The sequence below is a fragment of the Streptomyces sp. NBC_00335 genome, from assembly GCF_036127095.1.
Lineage (GTDB): Bacteria > Actinomycetota > Actinomycetes > Streptomycetales > Streptomycetaceae > Streptomyces.
Genome location: NZ_CP108006.1, coordinates 4,438,000 through 4,454,405 on the forward strand (window position 1 = coordinate 4,438,000; position 16,406 = coordinate 4,454,405).

The 16,406-nt window shown below is 70.2% G+C and carries 16 protein-coding genes and 3 tRNA genes; 10 read left to right on the forward strand and 9 right to left on the reverse strand.

Annotated features, from left to right (window positions below):
- Positions 1-44: 44 nt before the first annotated feature.
- The 3 genes from OHA37_RS19945 to OHA37_RS19955 all read right to left on the reverse strand — a co-directional run bounded on the left by OHA37_RS19945 (position 45) and on the right by OHA37_RS19955 (position 672).
- Positions 45-117: transfer RNA gene (locus tag OHA37_RS19945), tRNA-Gly, on the reverse strand.
- A gap of 79 nt (positions 118-196) precedes the next feature.
- A tRNA-Gly gene (locus tag OHA37_RS19950) sits at positions 197-268 on the reverse strand.
- Positions 269-354: 86 nt separating this feature from the next.
- Positions 355-672, reverse strand: a complete 318-nt coding sequence (locus tag OHA37_RS19955) for a histone-like nucleoid-structuring protein Lsr2 (RefSeq protein ID WP_266879001.1) — start codon at positions 670-672, stop codon at positions 355-357.
- A gap of 356 nt (positions 673-1,028) precedes the next feature.
- Here OHA37_RS19955 and purS point away from each other — a divergent pair, with 356 nt between their 5' ends.
- From purS to OHA37_RS19985, 6 genes are all read left to right on the forward strand, one after another.
- Positions 1,029-1,280 carry a phosphoribosylformylglycinamidine synthase subunit PurS gene (gene purS / locus OHA37_RS19960; RefSeq protein WP_008740952.1) on the forward strand — a complete coding sequence of 84 codons (252 nt, stop codon included), beginning with the start codon at positions 1,029-1,031 and terminating at the stop codon, positions 1,278-1,280.
- Between the two features lie 2 nt (positions 1,281-1,282).
- The gene (purQ, locus tag OHA37_RS19965; RefSeq protein ID WP_266907118.1) at positions 1,283-1,963 is read left to right on the forward strand and encodes a phosphoribosylformylglycinamidine synthase subunit PurQ; all 681 of its coding nucleotides are present in this window, start codon (positions 1,283-1,285) and stop codon (positions 1,961-1,963) included.
- Entirely contained in the window at positions 1,960-4,209 is a 2,250-nt protein-coding gene (gene purL / locus OHA37_RS19970) for a phosphoribosylformylglycinamidine synthase subunit PurL (RefSeq protein WP_266907120.1), read from the forward strand. Before purQ ends, purL begins: the two co-directional genes overlap by 4 nt.
- A gap of 123 nt (positions 4,210-4,332) precedes the next feature.
- Positions 4,333-4,872: a hypothetical protein gene (locus OHA37_RS19975; RefSeq protein WP_266907122.1), complete on the forward strand. Its 540-nt coding sequence runs from the start codon at positions 4,333-4,335 to the stop codon at positions 4,870-4,872.
- Between the two features lie 42 nt (positions 4,873-4,914).
- Positions 4,915-5,706 carry a maleylpyruvate isomerase family mycothiol-dependent enzyme gene (locus OHA37_RS19980; RefSeq protein ID WP_266907124.1) on the forward strand — a complete coding sequence of 264 codons (792 nt, stop codon included), beginning with the start codon at positions 4,915-4,917 and terminating at the stop codon, positions 5,704-5,706.
- A gap of 38 nt (positions 5,707-5,744) precedes the next feature.
- Positions 5,745-6,572, forward strand: coding sequence for an META domain-containing protein (locus tag OHA37_RS19985; protein WP_266907126.1), 828 nt, complete (start codon positions 5,745-5,747; stop codon positions 6,570-6,572).
- A gap of 9 nt (positions 6,573-6,581) precedes the next feature.
- On the opposite strand, the gene OHA37_RS19990 is transcribed toward OHA37_RS19985, so the two are convergent.
- From OHA37_RS19990 to OHA37_RS40790, 3 genes are all read right to left on the reverse strand, one after another.
- On the reverse strand, positions 6,582-7,187 hold the full coding sequence (locus OHA37_RS19990; protein ID WP_266907128.1) for an HIT family protein: 606 nt from the start codon (positions 7,185-7,187) through the stop codon (positions 6,582-6,584).
- Between the two features lie 54 nt (positions 7,188-7,241).
- Positions 7,242-8,678 carry a sulfatase family protein gene (locus OHA37_RS19995; RefSeq protein ID WP_266907130.1) on the reverse strand — a complete coding sequence of 479 codons (1,437 nt, stop codon included), beginning with the start codon at positions 8,676-8,678 and terminating at the stop codon, positions 7,242-7,244.
- Positions 8,679-8,818: 140 nt separating this feature from the next.
- Positions 8,819-8,914, reverse strand: a complete 96-nt coding sequence (locus OHA37_RS40790) for a putative leader peptide (protein ID WP_323187867.1) — start codon at positions 8,912-8,914, stop codon at positions 8,819-8,821.
- A 148-nt stretch (positions 8,915-9,062) separates the two neighbouring features.
- Here OHA37_RS40790 and purF point away from each other — a divergent pair, with 148 nt between their 5' ends.
- Together purF and purM are read left to right on the forward strand one after the other, a co-directional pair.
- A complete protein-coding gene (purF, locus tag OHA37_RS20000; RefSeq protein WP_266907132.1) occupies positions 9,063-10,580 on the forward strand; it encodes an amidophosphoribosyltransferase in 1,518 nt (505 codons plus the stop codon).
- Between the two features lie 161 nt (positions 10,581-10,741).
- Positions 10,742-11,812 (forward strand): phosphoribosylformylglycinamidine cyclo-ligase, encoded by a 1,071-nt coding sequence (gene purM, locus OHA37_RS20005; protein ID WP_266907134.1) that lies wholly within the window; start codon positions 10,742-10,744, stop codon positions 11,810-11,812.
- Between the two features lie 163 nt (positions 11,813-11,975).
- Here purM and OHA37_RS20010 read toward each other — a convergent pair whose 3' ends face one another.
- Together OHA37_RS20010 and OHA37_RS20015 are read right to left on the reverse strand one after the other, a co-directional pair.
- Entirely contained in the window at positions 11,976-12,242 is a 267-nt protein-coding gene (locus OHA37_RS20010) for a DUF3073 domain-containing protein (RefSeq protein ID WP_243341155.1), read from the reverse strand.
- 322 nt (positions 12,243-12,564) lie between these two features.
- A complete protein-coding gene (locus OHA37_RS20015) occupies positions 12,565-13,662 on the reverse strand; it encodes a Leu/Phe/Val dehydrogenase (protein WP_323182346.1) in 1,098 nt (365 codons plus the stop codon).
- A 277-nt stretch (positions 13,663-13,939) separates the two neighbouring features.
- Between OHA37_RS20015 and OHA37_RS20020 the strand changes: the two genes are divergently transcribed.
- Positions 13,940-14,770 (forward strand): hypothetical protein, encoded by an 831-nt coding sequence (locus OHA37_RS20020; RefSeq protein ID WP_266912926.1) that lies wholly within the window; start codon positions 13,940-13,942, stop codon positions 14,768-14,770.
- Positions 14,771-15,358: 588 nt separating this feature from the next.
- Positions 15,359-15,565, forward strand: coding sequence for a developmental transcriptional regulator BldC (bldC, locus tag OHA37_RS20025; RefSeq protein WP_003949541.1), 207 nt, complete (start codon positions 15,359-15,361; stop codon positions 15,563-15,565).
- Positions 15,566-16,325: 760 nt separating this feature from the next.
- On the opposite strand, the gene OHA37_RS20030 is transcribed toward bldC, so the two are convergent.
- Positions 16,326-16,399, reverse strand: a tRNA-Asp gene (locus OHA37_RS20030).
- Between the last annotated feature and the right edge of the window lie 7 nt (positions 16,400-16,406).

Genomic DNA, 16,406 nt, shown 5'->3' on the forward strand with positions numbered 1-16,406 from the left:
ATACGACAAAGGCCCCGGTCAATGACCGGGGCCTTCATACGCTGAGCGGACGACGCGACTCGAACGCGCGACATCCACCTTGGCAAGGTGGTGCTCTACCAACTGAGCTACGTCCGCATGCTTCCCACGACAAAACTGCCGTGCGATGCGTGCATCACTCTACCTGATCCACAACCGTGGTCGGTAAAGCGAGCAGAGCGGGTGACAGGGATCGCACACTGCGCCTTCCCCCTGGAAGGGGGATGTTCTGCTACTGAACTACACCCGCACGACTTCGGGGTCTGACCTGTGGCCTCGCCCCTTGGCGTGATCCACACACTAGCGGATCCGTGGGGGTGGATGGCAAATCGGCTCTCAGTGAGCGGCGTTGTACTCCTCGTAGACCTTCTTGGGGATGCGTCCGCGCGGCGGGACGTCGAGCTGGTTGGAGCGGGCCCAGGCCCGCACGACCGCCGGGTCGGGGGCGATGGAGGTGTGCTTGAAGGTCTTCCCGGAGCGGGCCTGGCGGCGGCCGGCGGCCACGAACGGGGCGAGGCTCTTCCGCAGTTTCTTTGCGTTGGCCACATTGAGGTCGATCTCGTACGACTTACCGTCCAGCCCGAAGACGACCGTTTCCGATGCATCTCCACCATCGATGTCGTCGGAGATCGTGACTACTACGCGCTGCGCCACGGATATCGGTCCCTTCGTGCGACGCCGCTCCCCGCTGACGTGCGCGGACGGAGCGGTGATGTCGCCTGTGTGGATGTTTCGGAGGAATGCATCTTTCTGGCGTCGCCGTGCACCGAAAAATGCCGGTGCAACGGAGGAATCCTTTGTACCCCGATTCTCATTGCATTGCGAAGCCCAGTTAATTATCTCCGCGTGTCCCGCCGCAATGCCGGGCGCGTGGTTTTCCGGCGGATTTTGCGAAGCGTTGGTGAAGCCGAAACGGCGTGGAGGATCGTACAAGCGAGAAATCTACCCGCGTAGAAATTTCCTCCAGGTACGCTGAGGGAACCGCCTTCGCACCAACCACCTCATCGGGAGTGCCAGTGGCACGCGTCGTAGTCGACGTCATGCTCAAGCCGGAGATCCTCGACCCCCAGGGCCAGGCGGTGCAGCGTGCACTGCCGCGCCTGGGCTTCGAAGGGATCGCCGACGTCCGCCAGGGGAAGCGCTTCGAACTGGAGGTGGAGGGACCGGTCGACCAGGCCGCCCTCGACCGCATCCACAAGATGGCCGAAACCTTCCTCGCCAACACCGTCATCGAAGACTTCACCGTGAAGGTCGAGGCCTGACGGTGACCACTCGCATCGGAGTCGTCACGTTCCCCGGAACGCTCGACGACCGTGACTCGCTGCGCGCCGTGCGCCTCGCGGGAGCCGAGCCCGTATCGCTCTGGCACCGCGACAAGGACCTCCACCAGGTCGACGCGGTCGTCCTCGCGGGCGGCTTCTCCTACGGGGACTACCTGCGCGCCGGAGCCATCTCCCGCTTCTCGCCGGTGATGGAGAGCATCATCGAGCAGGCCAAGGGCGGCATGCCCGTCCTCGGCATCTGCAACGGCTTCCAGATCCTCACCGAGGCCCACCTGCTGCCGGGGGCGATGCTCCGCAACAACCACCTGCACTTCATCTGCCGCGACCAGAAGCTGCGGGTGGAGAACGCGGAGACCGCCTGGACCGGTGACTACACCGCCGGCGAGGAGATCTCCGTACCGCTCAAGAACATGGACGGCCGCTACGTGGCCGACGAGCGGGTGCTGGACGAACTGGAGGCCGAAGGCCGAGTGGCCTTCCGGTACCTCGACGTCAACCCGAACGGCTCGCTGCGCGACATCGCCGGCATCACCAATGCCGCGGGCAACGTCGTCGGCCTCATGCCGCACCCCGAGCACGCGGTCGAGCCGCTGATCGGGACGGGCCGCACCGACGGCCTCCCGTTCTTCACCTCGGTCCTGAAGAAGCTGGTCAGCGCATGAGCCTCGACACCGTCAAGAACGCCACCGAGACCCCGGACGCCTCCCAGCCCTGGAAGGAACTCGGCCTCAAGGAGGACGAGTACGCCCGGATCCGCGAGATCCTGGAGCGCCGTCCCACCGGCGCCGAGCTCGCCATGTACTCCGTCATGTGGTCCGAGCACTGCTCGTACAAGAGCAGCAAGGTCCACCTGAAGCAGTTCGGCGAGAAGGTCCCGCAGAACGACGCCATGCTCGTCGGGATCGGCGAGAACGCCGGAGTCGTCGACGTCGGCCAGGGTTACGCGGTCACCTTCAAGGTCGAGTCGCACAACCACCCGAGCTACATCGAGCCCTACCAGGGCGCGGCCACCGGCATCGGCGGCATCGTCCGCGACATCCTCGCCATGGGCGCCCGCCCGGTCGCCGTCGTCGACCCGCTGCGCTTCGGCGCGGCCGACCACCCCGACACCAAGCGCGTCCTGCCGGGCGTGGTCGCGGGCATCGGCGGCTACGGCAACTGCCTCGGCCTGCCGAACATCGGCGGCGAGGTCGTCTTCGACGCCTGCTACCAGGGCAACCCCCTCGTGAACGCCGGCTGCATCGGCGTCATGAAGCACGAGGACATCCACCTCGCCAAGGCCTCCGGCCCGGGCAACAAGGTCATCCTCTACGGCGCCCGCACGGGCGGCGACGGCATCGGCGGAGTCTCCGTCCTCGCCTCGGAGACCTTCGACGACACGAAGCCGACCAAGCGTCCGGCGGTCCAGGTCGGCGACCCCTTCCAGGAGAAGCTCCTCATCGAGTGCACCCTGGAGATCTTCAAGGAGAAGCTGGTCGCGGGCATCCAGGACCTCGGCGGCGCCGGGCTCTCCTGCGCCACGAGCGAGCTGGCCTCCGCCGGTTCCGGCGGCATGCGCGTGGACCTCGACACCGTTCCGCTGCGCGACGCGACGCTCTCGCCCGAGGAAATCCTCATGAGCGAGTCGCAGGAGCGCATGTGCGCGATCGTCGAGCCGCAGTACGTGGACCGCTTCATGGAGATCTGCGAGAAGTGGGACGTCATCGCCACCGTCATCGGTGAGGTGACCGACGGCGAGCGCCTGGAGATCTTCTGGCACGGCGAGCAGATCGTGGACGTGCCCCCGGGCACCGTCGCCCACGAGGGTCCCGTCTACAACCGCCCGTACGCGCGCCCCTCCTGGCAGGACGCGCTGCAGGCGGACGACGCCGGCAAGCTGCCCCGCCCGCAGACCGGCGAGGAGCTGCGCGCGCAGGTCCTAGCCCTGGTCTCGTCACCGAACCAGGCCTCGAAGTCCTGGATCACCGACCAGTACGACCGCTTCGTCCAGGGCAACACGGTGCTCTCGCAGCCCGAGGACGCCGGCATGGTCCGCATCGACGAGGAGACCAACCTCGGCGTCGCCATGTCCACCGACGGCAACGGCCGCTACGCGAAGCTCGACCCCTACACGGGCGCGCAGCTCGCGCTGGCCGAGTCCTACCGCAACGTGGCCGCGACCGGCGCCAAGCCCCTCGCGATCTCCGACTGCCTGAACTTCGGCTCCCCCGAGGACCCGGACGTCATGTGGCAGTTCGCCGAGGCCTGCCGCGGTCTCGCGGACGGCTGCCTGGAGCTGGGCACCCCGGTGACCGGCGGCAACGTCTCCCTCTACAACCAGACGGGCGACATCGCGATCCACCCGACCCCGGTCGTGGCGGTCCTCGGTGTGATCGACGACGTCAACCGCCGTACGCCGATGGCGTTCGCGGAGGCCGGCCAGCTGCTGTACCTGCTCGGCGACACCGCCGAGGAGTTCGGTGGTTCGGCCTGGTCCGAGGTGGTCCACCAGCACCTCGGCGGCATGCCGCCCAAGGTGGACCTGGGCCGCGAGAAGCTCCTCGCGGAGATCCTCATCTCGGCCTCGCGCGACGGCATGATCGACGCCGCGCACGACCTGTCCGACGGCGGCGTGATCCAGGCGCTCACCGAGTCCTGCCTGCGCGGCGGCAACGGTGCGCGGATCGTGGTGCCGGAGCCGCTGGACGCCTTCACCTTCCTGTTCTCCGAGTCCGCGGGCCGCGCCATCGTGGCCGTCCCGCGCAGCGAGGAGCTCCGCTTCACCGACATGTGCGGTGCGCGGGGCCTGCCGGCGACCCGGATCGGTGTGGTCGACGGCGAGGAGATCGAGATCCAGGGCGAGTTCACCCTCCCGCTGGCGGAGCTCCGTACCGCCCACGAGGGCACGATCCCGGCACTGCTCGCCTGAGCAGCCGTTCTGCACGAACCGCGCAGCCCCCGTCCGGAACCGTTCCGGGCGGGGGCTCGTCCGTTCCGGCAAGGAGCCCGCGCCGACGGCGGTGGCGGGGCCGGCGGGGGGAACGGGGCGCAGATGGAGCAGAGTTGGGGCCGGTGGCTCCTCGGGGCCGGGATACCGGTGATCGTGGCCGCCGTGGGGGTGGGCGGCTGGTTCCTCTACGACAACTCCGGGGACCGTGCGCGGAGCCGGGCGGAGATCATCGAGAACTGTCAGGGACTGGTCGATCCGGATGCGGTGATGGGGTTCGGCATGCCCAGGGTGGAGGCGGGCGCCACGGCGGACCAGGCGTGCGTGCTGCTGCGCGAGGGGACGTTCGAGGGCCAGAAGCAGATGGACGAGTTCGCCTCCGTCACGGTGGTGACCTCCAAGGACGCCGAACCGGGCGGAAGCAGGTTCGATCACGGGCCCTTCAGCGTCACGGCGATCGCGAAGTGCGCCGACCCGGCCAGGTCCGGCGGAGTGACCGCCCTGCGGGCGACCGCCGCCGGCGAGGGCGACGGCCGGGGCAGAAGGGGGCGCGGCTTCCTGTCGGGGCTGGCCCGCGAGGCGGCCGTGCGCGCCGCGGCGAAGGCGGGCTGCGAGACCAGTCTGCCCCCGGCACCGAAGGACTGAGGTGGGCCGTCCGGCCGGTCCGGGCGGCGTAGGGTCGGCCCCATGCCGCCCGCCAAGAAGAAGCCGCGCACCTACGACCACGCCAGGACCCGCGCGGCCGTCCTCGCGCAGTTCCACCACGTCCGCGACGCCGTACGGGAGTTGGAGCCGGAGCAGCTCGCGCGCCCGAGCGGGGTCGGGGACTGGTCCGTCGCGGAGCTGGCCGCGCACATCGCGTGGATCGCCGACTCGCTGGCCGGCGGCCTCGCCCGGCCGCCCGCCGCCGTCGCCGAACTGTCCGCCGCCGAGTGGCCCTTCGCGACGGCCTCGCTCGCCGGGAAGATCGCCGAGGCCGCCAAGGAGACCCTGGAGGGCGCCCCGCTCGCCGAGCTCTACGACCGGGCCGGAGCCCGCCTCGCCGAGGCGCTCGAAGCGAACCCCGGCGGGCGCGTGCTCGACCTGTGGATCGGGGCCATGACCCTGGCCGACTTCCTGGTCACCCGCACCGTCGAGCTCGTCGTCCACACCGAGGACCTGCGCCGCGCCACCGGCCTGGACATCCCCCTGGACCGCCAGGCCCTGGCGGCCTGCACCCGGCTGCTCGCCGACGCCCTCGCGATCAAGGCTCCGGGCGGGGCGGTGGAGTTCCGCGTGCCGCCGTTCGCGGTGGTGCAGTGCGTCGAGGGGCCCCGGCACACCCGCGGCACCCCGCCGAACGTGGTGGAGACCGACCCGCTGACCTGGATCCGGCTCGCCACCGGCCGGACGAGCTGGGCCGAAGCGCTGGACGGGGCCCAGGTCAGGGCCAGCGGCGAGCGCGCCGACCTCTCGGCGCTGCTCCCCCTGATGAGCTGATCCGGGAACCGGTTCGCGGCCGGCCGCGTCCCACCGGCATGCGTACGCTGCCGCTCCTCCCCGCCGCCCTGGTCGCCGTACTCGCGCTGTCCGCCACCGCCACCGCCTGCGGTGACGGCGGCGCCGATCCGGGGACGCAACCCGCCCGCGGGTTCTCCGGATCCTGGTCGGTCGAGAGCCTGACCGTCGACGGCGCGGTGCTGCGCGCTCCCGCTGCCGCCCGGCTGTCCGTGGAGCGCGGCAAGGGCTACGAGGCCGAAGCCAGCGGAAACTACGGCTGCAACGGCTTCACGGCCGCGGTGGTCTTCGACTCGGCGGCCACCATGACCGTGTCGCCCGGCGCCCACACGGACATGGCCTGCGCCGACCTGCCGTTCGAGACGGCCTTCGCCAAGCTCTTCCGGGGCTCGCTGACCGTGGAACAGGGCCAGGAGAAGATCACGCTGAAGACCTCCGACGGGAGCACGATCGCCCTGAACTCGAAGCCTCCGGCCCCCGCGGCCCCGCTCGTCGCCACGCAGTGGACCGTGGATTCCCTGATCAAGGGGGAGACGGCCTCCTCGGTCCCGGCCGGCGCCGAGGGCCGGGCCCGCTTCACCGTGGGCGCGGACGGGACGGTGAGTGGCAACCTCGGCTGCAACCGGTTCAGCGCGAGCGCCGCCGTCGAGGGCAACCGGCTCACCGTCGGCCCCCTCATCACCACCCGGATGGCCTGCGAGGGCGGACCCGGAGAGGTCGAGCGGGCCCTCACGGAGCTGTTCGGCGGCGGCCCGCTCGACTGGAAGATCCAGGGCGACGCCCTCACCCTCACCGCGACCGGTTCGGGCACCGCCATCACCGCGAAGGCGGCCTCGGCCGTCGAGTGACCTCCGCTCTCAGACGTGCGCGGTCCCGCCGTCCTTCGCCATCGCCCCGGCGATCCGGCGCACGGACTCGGCCCACACCTCGTCCGGGAGCTTCGGCAGCACGTCGTCCCACAGCGGCAGACAGGAACCCCGCAGCTGCAGCATCCCCTCGGGGCGGGCCATCAGGAAGAGGTGCAGGTGGGCGCCGCCGTCCCCCCACTTGTTCACATGGACGCGGGCGATCCCGTCCAGCGTGCGGATCGCCCGCTCCACCCGCTGGAGCATCGCGCCGAGCTCGGCCGCCCGCTCGGACGGCAGGTCCAGCAGGTCGTGGTGGCCGCGCGGCACCAGCATCACCGCCGCCGGCAGTGCGCCGTGCTCCGCGTGCAGCCGCCAGTGCTCGTCCGTCCAGAGGTAGCTGGAGTCCGGTCGGGCGCAGGAGCGGCAGGTGTCCGGCCCGGCCTCACCGCCGCGGGGCGGCTCGGGCAGGACGGGATCCTCCAGCACCTTGATCCGCAGGTCCCCCTCGTACGGGAAGATCTCCCAGAACGGGATGCCGTCGGCGGGGAAGGGGATCCGCTCGCCGATCGGCAAACCACGTACGTACTCACTGGGTTCGGGTATCGCATCGCTCATGATCCGCAGCTTTCCACAGGCTGTGGACCACGCCGGCGGCCCGGGGACGGGTGATCAGCCCGGGTACGGCAGCAGCCCCGCGTCCGTCTTCTCCCAGGCCGCCCGCAGCTCGGCCAGGCGGGCCGGCTCCAGGGCCGCCTTGTCGGCCTGCTCGCGGATGTCCCCGGCCAGGTTGAAGAGCTGGTCGCGGCCCGCCTTGCCGCGGTAGTACTTCCAGTCGCCGCGGCGCAGCGCCCGCTCCCCGCGCACGCGCCAGAAGAGGTTGCGCTCGGCGACCTTCTCGCCGCGCAGCAGGTACCCGGCCAGGCTGACCCCGTCCAGCGGGTACGCCGGGTTCGCGCGGGCGCCCGCCAGCTCCAGCAGGGTGGCCGTCCAGTCGGGGGTGAAGACCGGCACGTGGCTGACCTGGCCGCCGTCGAGCCGGGCGGGCCAGCGCACGATGTTCGGGACGCGGATGCCGCCCTCCTGGAGGGAGGACTTGTTGCCCGCGAGCGGCCAGTTGTGGGAGAAGCGCTCGCCGCCGTTGTCGCTGGAGAAGAAGACCAGGGTGTCCTCCTCCTGGCCGGAGCGATTGAGGGCCCGCAGCACCTCGCCGATCGAGCGGTCGAGGTCCTCCACCATCTCCTTGTACTTCTCGATGGACCCGCCGTCCTCGTGCCACAGGGCCCGCCTGTCGCCGGCCTTGATCCGGCGCGTGACCTCGGCGCTCGCCTCGGTGTCCCCGTCGGCGATCCACGGCCAGTGCGGGGTGGTGAAGTTGAGGTTCAGCAGCCACGGCTTGTCGCCGTGGTCGCGGGAGACGTACTCACTCGCCCGTTCGGTCAGGATCCGCGTGTAGTAGCGCAGGTCCTTGTACTCGGCGTCGCCCTCGTAGAGGTCGTACGAGCCGTCCCCGCCCAGCTTGGAGTAGTACTCCAGCGCCCCGCCGAAGTTGCCGAAGAACTCCTCCCAGCCCGACTTGGTCGGGCTGTAGTCGGGCAGGAAGCCGCAGTGCCACTTGCCTATGAGCGCGGTCGAGTACCCGGAGCCGCGCAGCAGCGAGGCCAGCGTCGGGTGGGTCGGCTCCAGGCCCGCCGACTTGTCGGCGATGGGCTCGGCGAGCCCGCCCTTGGCGCGGCCCGGGTAGCGGCCGGTGTACAGGCTGAAGCGGGTCGGGGAGCAGGTGGCGGAGCCGGAGTAGGCGTCGGTGAAGCGGACGCCCTGGCGGGCGAGCCGGTCCAGGTGCGGGGTCTTGATGTGCGCGGAGCCGTACGAGGACAGGTCGGCCCAGCCGAGGTCGTCCCCGAGGATGAACAGGATGTTCGGGCGGCGGGAGCGGCGGCCCCGCTCCTGCGCCCGGAACTCCCTCTCCTGCGGGCCCGCCAACCGGGCTTCGGCGGGCGCGGCCTGGGCCGGGGCGGCGGCGCCCAGCCCCACGGCCGCGGCGGCCGCGGTCACGCCGACCGCGCCGCCGAAGGCGCGCCGGGACAGGTTGGGTTCGTACGAGGTCACGGGTACTCCAGAGCAGGGCCCGCCGGCCGTCCGGCGCGGGCCGGCTCCGGGCGGCGCGGGACGGCGCAGGGCACGGCGGAGCGGATGCGGACGGAAAGCGGCGGGGAAAGGAGAAAAAGGAAAGGGAAAAGCGCGTGTGACTACGCAGAACAGCGACAGATGGCGCTGGCGACACGGACGAGGTCCACGTGTCGGCGCGCGACGAGGGTGACGGTGCGGTCACCGAGAGGCTGCATGTGCCGGAGCCTGTACGAAACCACAGGCGACTGTCAACCAGGGCAATCCGGATATTGAGACGAACAGGTTTCGTCACCCTGCGTGCTGTGACATTTCCCGGGCATCCCCAATTCGGACCAGTGGTCGATCTCGCCTACACTCGGGGGCGTGCCTCGTGGTGATGGACGACTCAACCACGACCTGCTCCCCGGCGAAAAGGGCCCCCAGGACGCTTGCGGCGTCTTCGGTGTCTGGGCTCCGGGTGAAGAGGTCGCCAAGCTCACCTACTTCGGACTGTATGCACTACAGCACCGCGGACAAGAGTCCGCGGGTATCGCTGTGAGCAACGGTTCCCAGATCCTCGTCTTCAAGGACATGGGCCTCGTTTCCCAAGTCTTCGACGAAACCTCTCTCGGCTCGCTCCAGGGTCATATCGCGGTCGGTCACGCCCGCTACTCGACCACTGGTGCCTCCGTCTGGGAGAACGCTCAGCCGACCTTCCGTGCGACCGCCCACGGCTCCATTGCCCTGGGTCACAACGGCAACCTGGTGAACACCGCCGAGTTGGCCGAGATGGTCGCCGACCTCCCCCGTCAGGACGGCCGCGCCACCCAGGTGGCGGCCACCAACGACACCGACCTGGTCACCGCCCTCCTGGCCGGCCAGACGGACGACGACGGCAAGCCCCTGACCATCGAGGAGTCGGCCACCAAGGTCCTCCCGAAGGTGAAGGGCGCCTTCTCGCTCGTCTTCATGGACGAGGGAACGCTCTACACCGCCCGTGACCCGCAGGGCATCCGCCCGCTGGTCCTCGGCCGCCTGGAGCGCGGCTGGGTGGTGGCGAGCGAGACCGCCGCCCTCGACATCTGCGGCGCCAGCTTCGTCCGCGAGGTCGAGCCGGGCGAGCTGATCGCGATCGACGAGAACGGTCTGCGGACCTCTCGTTTCGCGGAAGCAAAGCCCAAGGGCTGTGTCTTCGAGTACGTCTACCTGGCGCGCCCGGACACCGACATCGCCGGCCGGAACGTCTACCTCTCGCGTGTCGAGATGGGACGGCGCCTGGCCAAGGAAGCCCCGGCCGAGGCCGACCTGGTGATATCGACGCCGGAATCGGGCACGCCCGCCGCCGTCGGCTACGCCGAGGCCAGCGGGATCCCGTACGGCGTGGGCCTGGTCAAGAACGCCTACGTGGGCCGGACCTTCATCCAGCCCTCGCAGACGATCCGCCAGCTCGGCATCCGCCTCAAGCTCAACCCCCTCAAGGAAGTCATCCGGGGCAAGCGCCTGGTGGTCGTGGACGACTCGATCGTCCGCGGCAACACCCAGCGCGCCCTGGTCAAGATGCTCCGCGAGGCCGGCGCGGCGGAGGTCCACATCCGGATCTCCTCGCCGCCGGTGAAGTGGCCGTGCTTCTTCGGCATCGACTTCGCCACCCGGGCCGAGCTGATCGCCAACGGCATGTCGGTCGACGAGATCGCCACGTCGCTGGGTGCGGACTCGCTCTCGTACATCTCGCTCGACTCGATGATCGAGGCGACGACCATCCAGAAGCCCAACCTCTGCCGTGCCTGCTTCGACGGCGTGTACCCCATGGAACTGCCTGACCCGCAGCTCCTGGGCAAGCAGCTCCTGGAGACGGAGCTGGCCGGCGGCACCGACGCCGCCGACGCCCTCCGGCGCCCGTAGGGCCCGAGGCAGCGCCACGGTCCGCGGGCTCGTCAGAGCCCGCGGACCGGGCCCCCTCCCCTCTCCCCCCTCATCCTGCTCAACCTGCGCGAGGCCTTCTCTTTCAGGCTTTTCCGGGGCCTCGCACCACTCGCAGCAACGACACGAAAGCTCTCCCTGTCATGACAGAGAAGACCACCGGTGCCAGCTACGCAGCCGCGGGCGTGGACATCGACGCGGGAGACCGCGCCGTCGAGCTGATGAAGGAGTGGGTGAAGAAGACGCAGCGCCCCGAGGTCCTCGGCGGCCTCGGCGGTTTCGCCGGCCTCTTCGACGCCTCCGCCCTCAAGCGCTACGAGCGCCCCCTGCTCGCCTCCGCCACCGACGGCGTCGGCACCAAGGTGGACATCGCCCGCCGCATGGGCGTGTACGACACCATCGGCCACGACCTCGTCGCGATGGTCATGGACGACATCGTCGTCTGCGGCGCCGAGCCGCTCTTCATGACCGACTACATCTGCGTCGGCAAGGTCCACCCCGAGCGCGTCGCGGCCATCGTCAAGGGCATCGCCGAGGGCTGCGTCCTCGCCGGCTGCGCCCTGGTCGGCGGCGAGACCGCCGAACACCCCGGCCTGCTGGGCCCGGACGACTTCGACGTGGCGGGCGCGGGCACCGGCGTGGTCGAGTACGACCGTCTGCTGGGCGCCGAGCGCATCCGTACGGGCGACGCCGTCATCGCGATGGCGTCCTCCGGTCTTCACTCGAACGGGTACTCGCTGGTCCGCCACGTCCTCTTCGACCGGGCCGGAATGTCCCTGGAGGGCCACGTCGAGGAGCTCGGCCGGACCCTCGGCGAGGAGCTGCTGGAGCCCACGAAGATCTACTCGCTGGACTGCATGGCACTCACCCGTACGGCCGACGTGCACGCGTACTCCCACATCACGGGCGGCGGCCTCGCGGCCAACCTCGCCCGGGTGATCCCGGACCACCTGCACGCCACGGTCGACCGCTCGACCTGGACCCCCGGTGCGATCTTCGACCTGGTCGGCAAGGCCGGGCAGGTGGAGCGCCTGGAGCTGGAGAAGACCCTGAACATGGGCGTCGGCATGATGGCCGTGGTCCCGCAGGAGTCGGTGGACGTGGCCCTGACCGCCTTGGCCGACCGGGGCGTCGACGCCTGGGTCGCGGGAGAGATCCTGGACCGCGGCGACCACACCGAGGGCGCGACGATGACCGGTGACTACGCGGGCTGACCGTCTCGGGGAGCCGGCCACCACCGGCTCCCACCTGCGCGAACAGCACGGAAACCCGGCCCGGGGCGATGCCCTGGACCGGGTTTCCGTACATATGAAGCTGTGTGCCGCTGCTGAGGAAGAGGATCAGCGCACCGCGAGGAGTCCGACGCCGAATGGCGCGTCAAGCACCGCGACGGTAGACGGACGGACCGGACTCTTCGTCCTCGTCCTCGTCATCGCTGTTGTAGCGCTCCGCGTACTTGGCGTACGGGTCGTCCTCGTCATCATCATCAAGCTCGTCATCGACGACCGGCTCGCTGACAGGCAGCGGTTCCGTGTGCGATGCGCCCAGCTCATTGGCCAGACGCGACAAGTCAGTCCCGCCGCTGCTGTACTTCAGCTGGCGGGCGACCTTCGTCTGCTTGGCCTTTGCCCGGCCGCGCCCCATGGCTCGACCCCCTCGGTGACGGGGCTCGACGGCCCCAGAGTCTGACACGCGTTCATGGTTCGGAGCGGGCTCTCCGTGGAGAGACCGTCCGTAGGGGTTTAACGGTACCTGCTTCCGCGGCCATACGGTACGCCGCCCGCATGACGCGCCCCGGTGCAGTACCAACAAGGCGCCCCGTCCCCGCTGGTCAGCTGCGATTTTAGCCGTTTCCTGACGGACGACCCGCCGAAGCGCAGTGAGTTCCGTCTCGCTGCGCCCCGGCGGGCCGCCCCAGAGGCGCCGTAAGGGCCCCGTGAGGGCCCCGTGAGGACCCCCGTGAGGGTCAGACCGCGCGCGCCGCGCTACGGGCGTCCGCCATGCGCTGCTCGGCGATGCGGTCGGCTGCCGCGGCCGGCGGGATCCCGTCCGACTTCGCACGTGCGAAGATCTCCAGCGTGGTGTCGAAGATCTTCGTGGCCTTGGCCTTGCAGCGGTCGAAGTCGAAGCCGCGCAGCTCGTCGGCGACCTGGATGACCCCGCCCGCGTTGACCACGTAGTCCGGCGCGTAGAGGATCCCGCGGTCCGCGAGGTCCTTCTCGATGCCGGGGTGGGCGAGCTGGTTGTTCGCCGCACCGCAGACGATCTTGGCGGTGAGGGCGGGCACCGAGTCGTCGTTCAGGGCCCCGCCGAGCGCGCAGGGGGCGTAGATGTCCAGGCCCTCCACGCGGATCAGCGCCTCGGTGTCGGCGACGGCGGTCACCTTGCCCGGGTGCTTGTCCAGGATGCGCTGCACGGACTCGGTGCGGACGTCCGTGATGACGACCTCGGCGCCGTCCTCCAGCAGGTGCTCGACCAGGTGGTGGCCGACCTTGCCGACGCCCGCGACGCCGACCTTGCGGCCGCGCAGGGTCGGGTCGCCCCACACGTGCTGGGCGCTGGCGCGCATGCCCTGGAAGACGCCGAAGGCGGTGAGGACCGAGGAGTCGCCGGCGCCGCCGTTCTCGGGGGAGCGGCCGGTCGCCCAGCGGGTCTCGCGGGCCACGACGTCCATGTCGGCCACGTAGGTGCCGACGTCGCAGGCGGTCACGTAGCGGCCGCCGAGGGACTCCACGAACCGGCCGTAGGCCAGCAGCAGTTCCTCGGACTTCAGGGCGTCCGGGTCGCCGATGATGACGGCCTTGCCGCCGCCGAGGTCGAGCCCGGCGAGCGCGTTCTTGTACGACATGCCGCGCGAGAGGTTCAGCGCGTCGAGGACGGCCTCCTCGTCCGAGGCGTACGCGTGGAACCGCGTACCGCCGAGGGCGGGGCCCAGGGCGGTGGAGTGGATCGCGATGACGGCCTTCAGGCCGGAGGCTCGGTCCTGGCACAGCACGACTTGCTCGTGGCCGCCCTGTTCACTGCGGAACAGGGTGTGCAGGACGCCGTCGGTCATTTCGGTCACGGTGGTGACTCCCATGGATGAGATGCGGCGGGAAAGACGCCCACCCTGCGGGTGGGGGAGGGCGTGCTGGGAGCAGCGTAAGACCTGCCGGGCCCCGTGTTCCCCCGTGTCCGGAGATCGGGACGTTCCGGGTCGGCGGCCCGGGGTGGCGGGCGGGGTGCGACCGGGCTGCGACCGGGCTGCGACCGGGCTGCGGGCGGGGCCGCGGGCCGCCGTCGGAGTAGCGCCGGGCGGGGCGGGGGAGTACGAGAGCGTGAGCGAATCCCCCGATCCCCGGCTGCCGTCCGCCCGCTCGGCCCCCGCCGTCCCCTACGCCTCCTACCTGCGCGTCTACGAGCCGCTGACGGCCTTCCCGGAGCCGGAGCGCACCCACTGGGCCGACTACGCCCGGCGCGGGGCCACCCCGACGGCCCAGGACGAACTGCGACGGTCGCTCGTGGACTTGGTGCGGGTGCCCGTGGTCGGGGTCCCGGCGCACGAGAGCGCGGACGCCTTCACCGCCGAGGTCGACGGGGTCCTGCTGGTCTGCCCCTGGCGGACGAGGCTGCGCGGCTGGCTCGCGCTCCAGGAGCTGGTGGCCGAGTTCCCGCTCCCGGTGCTCGACGCCGCCCTGCCCGCGGCCGCCCGCCGCCGCGCGGCCGAGGAGTACGAGGCCTGGCGCGGGCGGAACCCCGATGCGCGGCCGTGGATCCGTACAGGGGTCTGGCAGGTGCCGCTGCGCTGGTTCGTGCTGGTGTCCGACGAGGAACGGGAGTACGTGTCGGGCGAGGCGCTGCGCTACCGGACGCCGATGGTGCAGGCACGGCGCCGGCTCGCGCGGGGGCTGCGGACCCTGCGGGAGGCGGAGGGGTACGGGATGCTCGCCGACGGGCTGGTGGAGGTCGGGAGCTGGCTGGAGGAGTTCCACCCCCGCTCGATGGTGGAGCTCGACTACGGCGGGCTGCTGCATGCCCTGCCGGCCGACCGGCTGGAGGCCGACCACTCGGCCGCGGACCTGGCGGCGGGGCTCGCGGCCCTGCGGGCCGGGGACCGGGACGGGGCGGCGGGGACGTACGGGGCCCTGGCGGAGCGGTGGCGGGCGGTCCGGGAGAGACTCTTCGCCAACTGAGAGGTTCGGTTCCGAATCCGGTCGGAGTGACCTGCGCGACCCGAGTAGCGACTCCGGAGGCGGTTGTCCATCCGCCGATCGGCCGAGCACGGACGAGAACGTCCAGCTCAAGGCCGTGATGCCCTCTTTTGGGTCTTTGTTCCGGGACCTACGTCCCGATACGGGCCATTGGTCCAAGGGTGACGGACCGCACTTTCTACACCCTTGCGCCCTTCCCCTACCCTCGTGCCAAAATAGGACAAGGAGTCCGGGGAGGGTTCCTTCCGTCCAACTAAGGGCGGAATGCTCGGTATTGCACTCTACGGGGGGTCTGACGACTCCTGATCGCTCTGTGACTGATCGTCACAGTGGGGTGACTGTCCGTTATGGGACGGTCCATCGGCTTCCGCCGCTGATGAACACCTCGGAGGGCAATTCCATCGGTTTGGCCGTCGAGGCTGGACGGATGGTGTAGTTGTAGTGCCGAGGACAAGCCGTTCGTCCTATAACCGACTCGGCCCGCGTATGTCCATTTCGGGCAACGTGGGCCAAGGTGCAGAATTTAGAGGAAAGAACCGAGATGGTTCGGTTCTCCCGAGGAGGCCGCTCATGACCGCTCGCACCCCTGATGCCGAGCCGCTGCTGACCCCGGCTGAGGTTGCCACGATGTTCCGCGTGGACCCGAAGACGGTCACCCGTTGGGCCAAGGCTGGCAAGCTCACGTCCATCCGCACCCTGGGTGGACACCGCCGCTACCGCGAGGCTGAGGTCCGCGCACTGCTTGCGGGAATTCCGCAGCAGCGCAGCGAGGCCTGAGGTTCCGCAGCACCACTTATTGCCGGGTCTATATCGGGTCCCCCAATCCGATGAGATCCACAGAGCTTTGAAACGACCGGACCTGCCCCAACAGGTTCATCAGTCGTTCGATCGCGCTGGACTCCGCCGGGTCCAGCGCGATCTTTTTTTATGCCCTGGTCAGGGGGTTATCGAGCTGGTGTGCGGAGCCGCCGGGGGTGGGTGCAATGGCACATATAAAATCGAGTGGACGTATGAGTGCCATAAAAGCGTGCGTCTCAAAAACACATGGGGTGACTCCCGTCACAGATGATCACTCTTGTGGATCAGGCAATGCACCCCGTAAAGGGACGTGCCGCACAGAGCGCATCATCCGGACGGGCGATGTCGCGGCCGCCACGCGACGGTGGGGTCGGAGGGGTCGCGGACGGCGGCGAGGCGGTGGCCAGGCGCGGCCGAGCGGTGGCGAGGCGCGGCCGGGCGGTGGCCGGGCGGAGCGGTCCGGGTTTCTCCGGCGGCCCCGCACGGGGCTCCAGGCGCCTCCCAGCGCGCCGTGAAGGGCCTGCTGGGGGTTCTGGGGCCGGCTGGGCCCAATCGGGCCCGTGAGGCGCCCTGGTGGGCCGTTCGGCCCAACGGGCCCGTGCGGCGGTCGGTGGACCGGCCGGCACCTCGGGCCGTACGTCGCCCCGCACTTCGGTGCCGAAGTGCCCCCTCGGTGCCATCCGGCCCCGGAAACGCGTCAGGGCCCGCATCCCTGGGGATGCGGGCCCTGACGATCTTGCGAACCTGACGGGACTTGAACCCGCGACCTCCACCTTGACAGGGTGGCGAGCTAACCAACTGCTCCACAGGTCCTTGATTT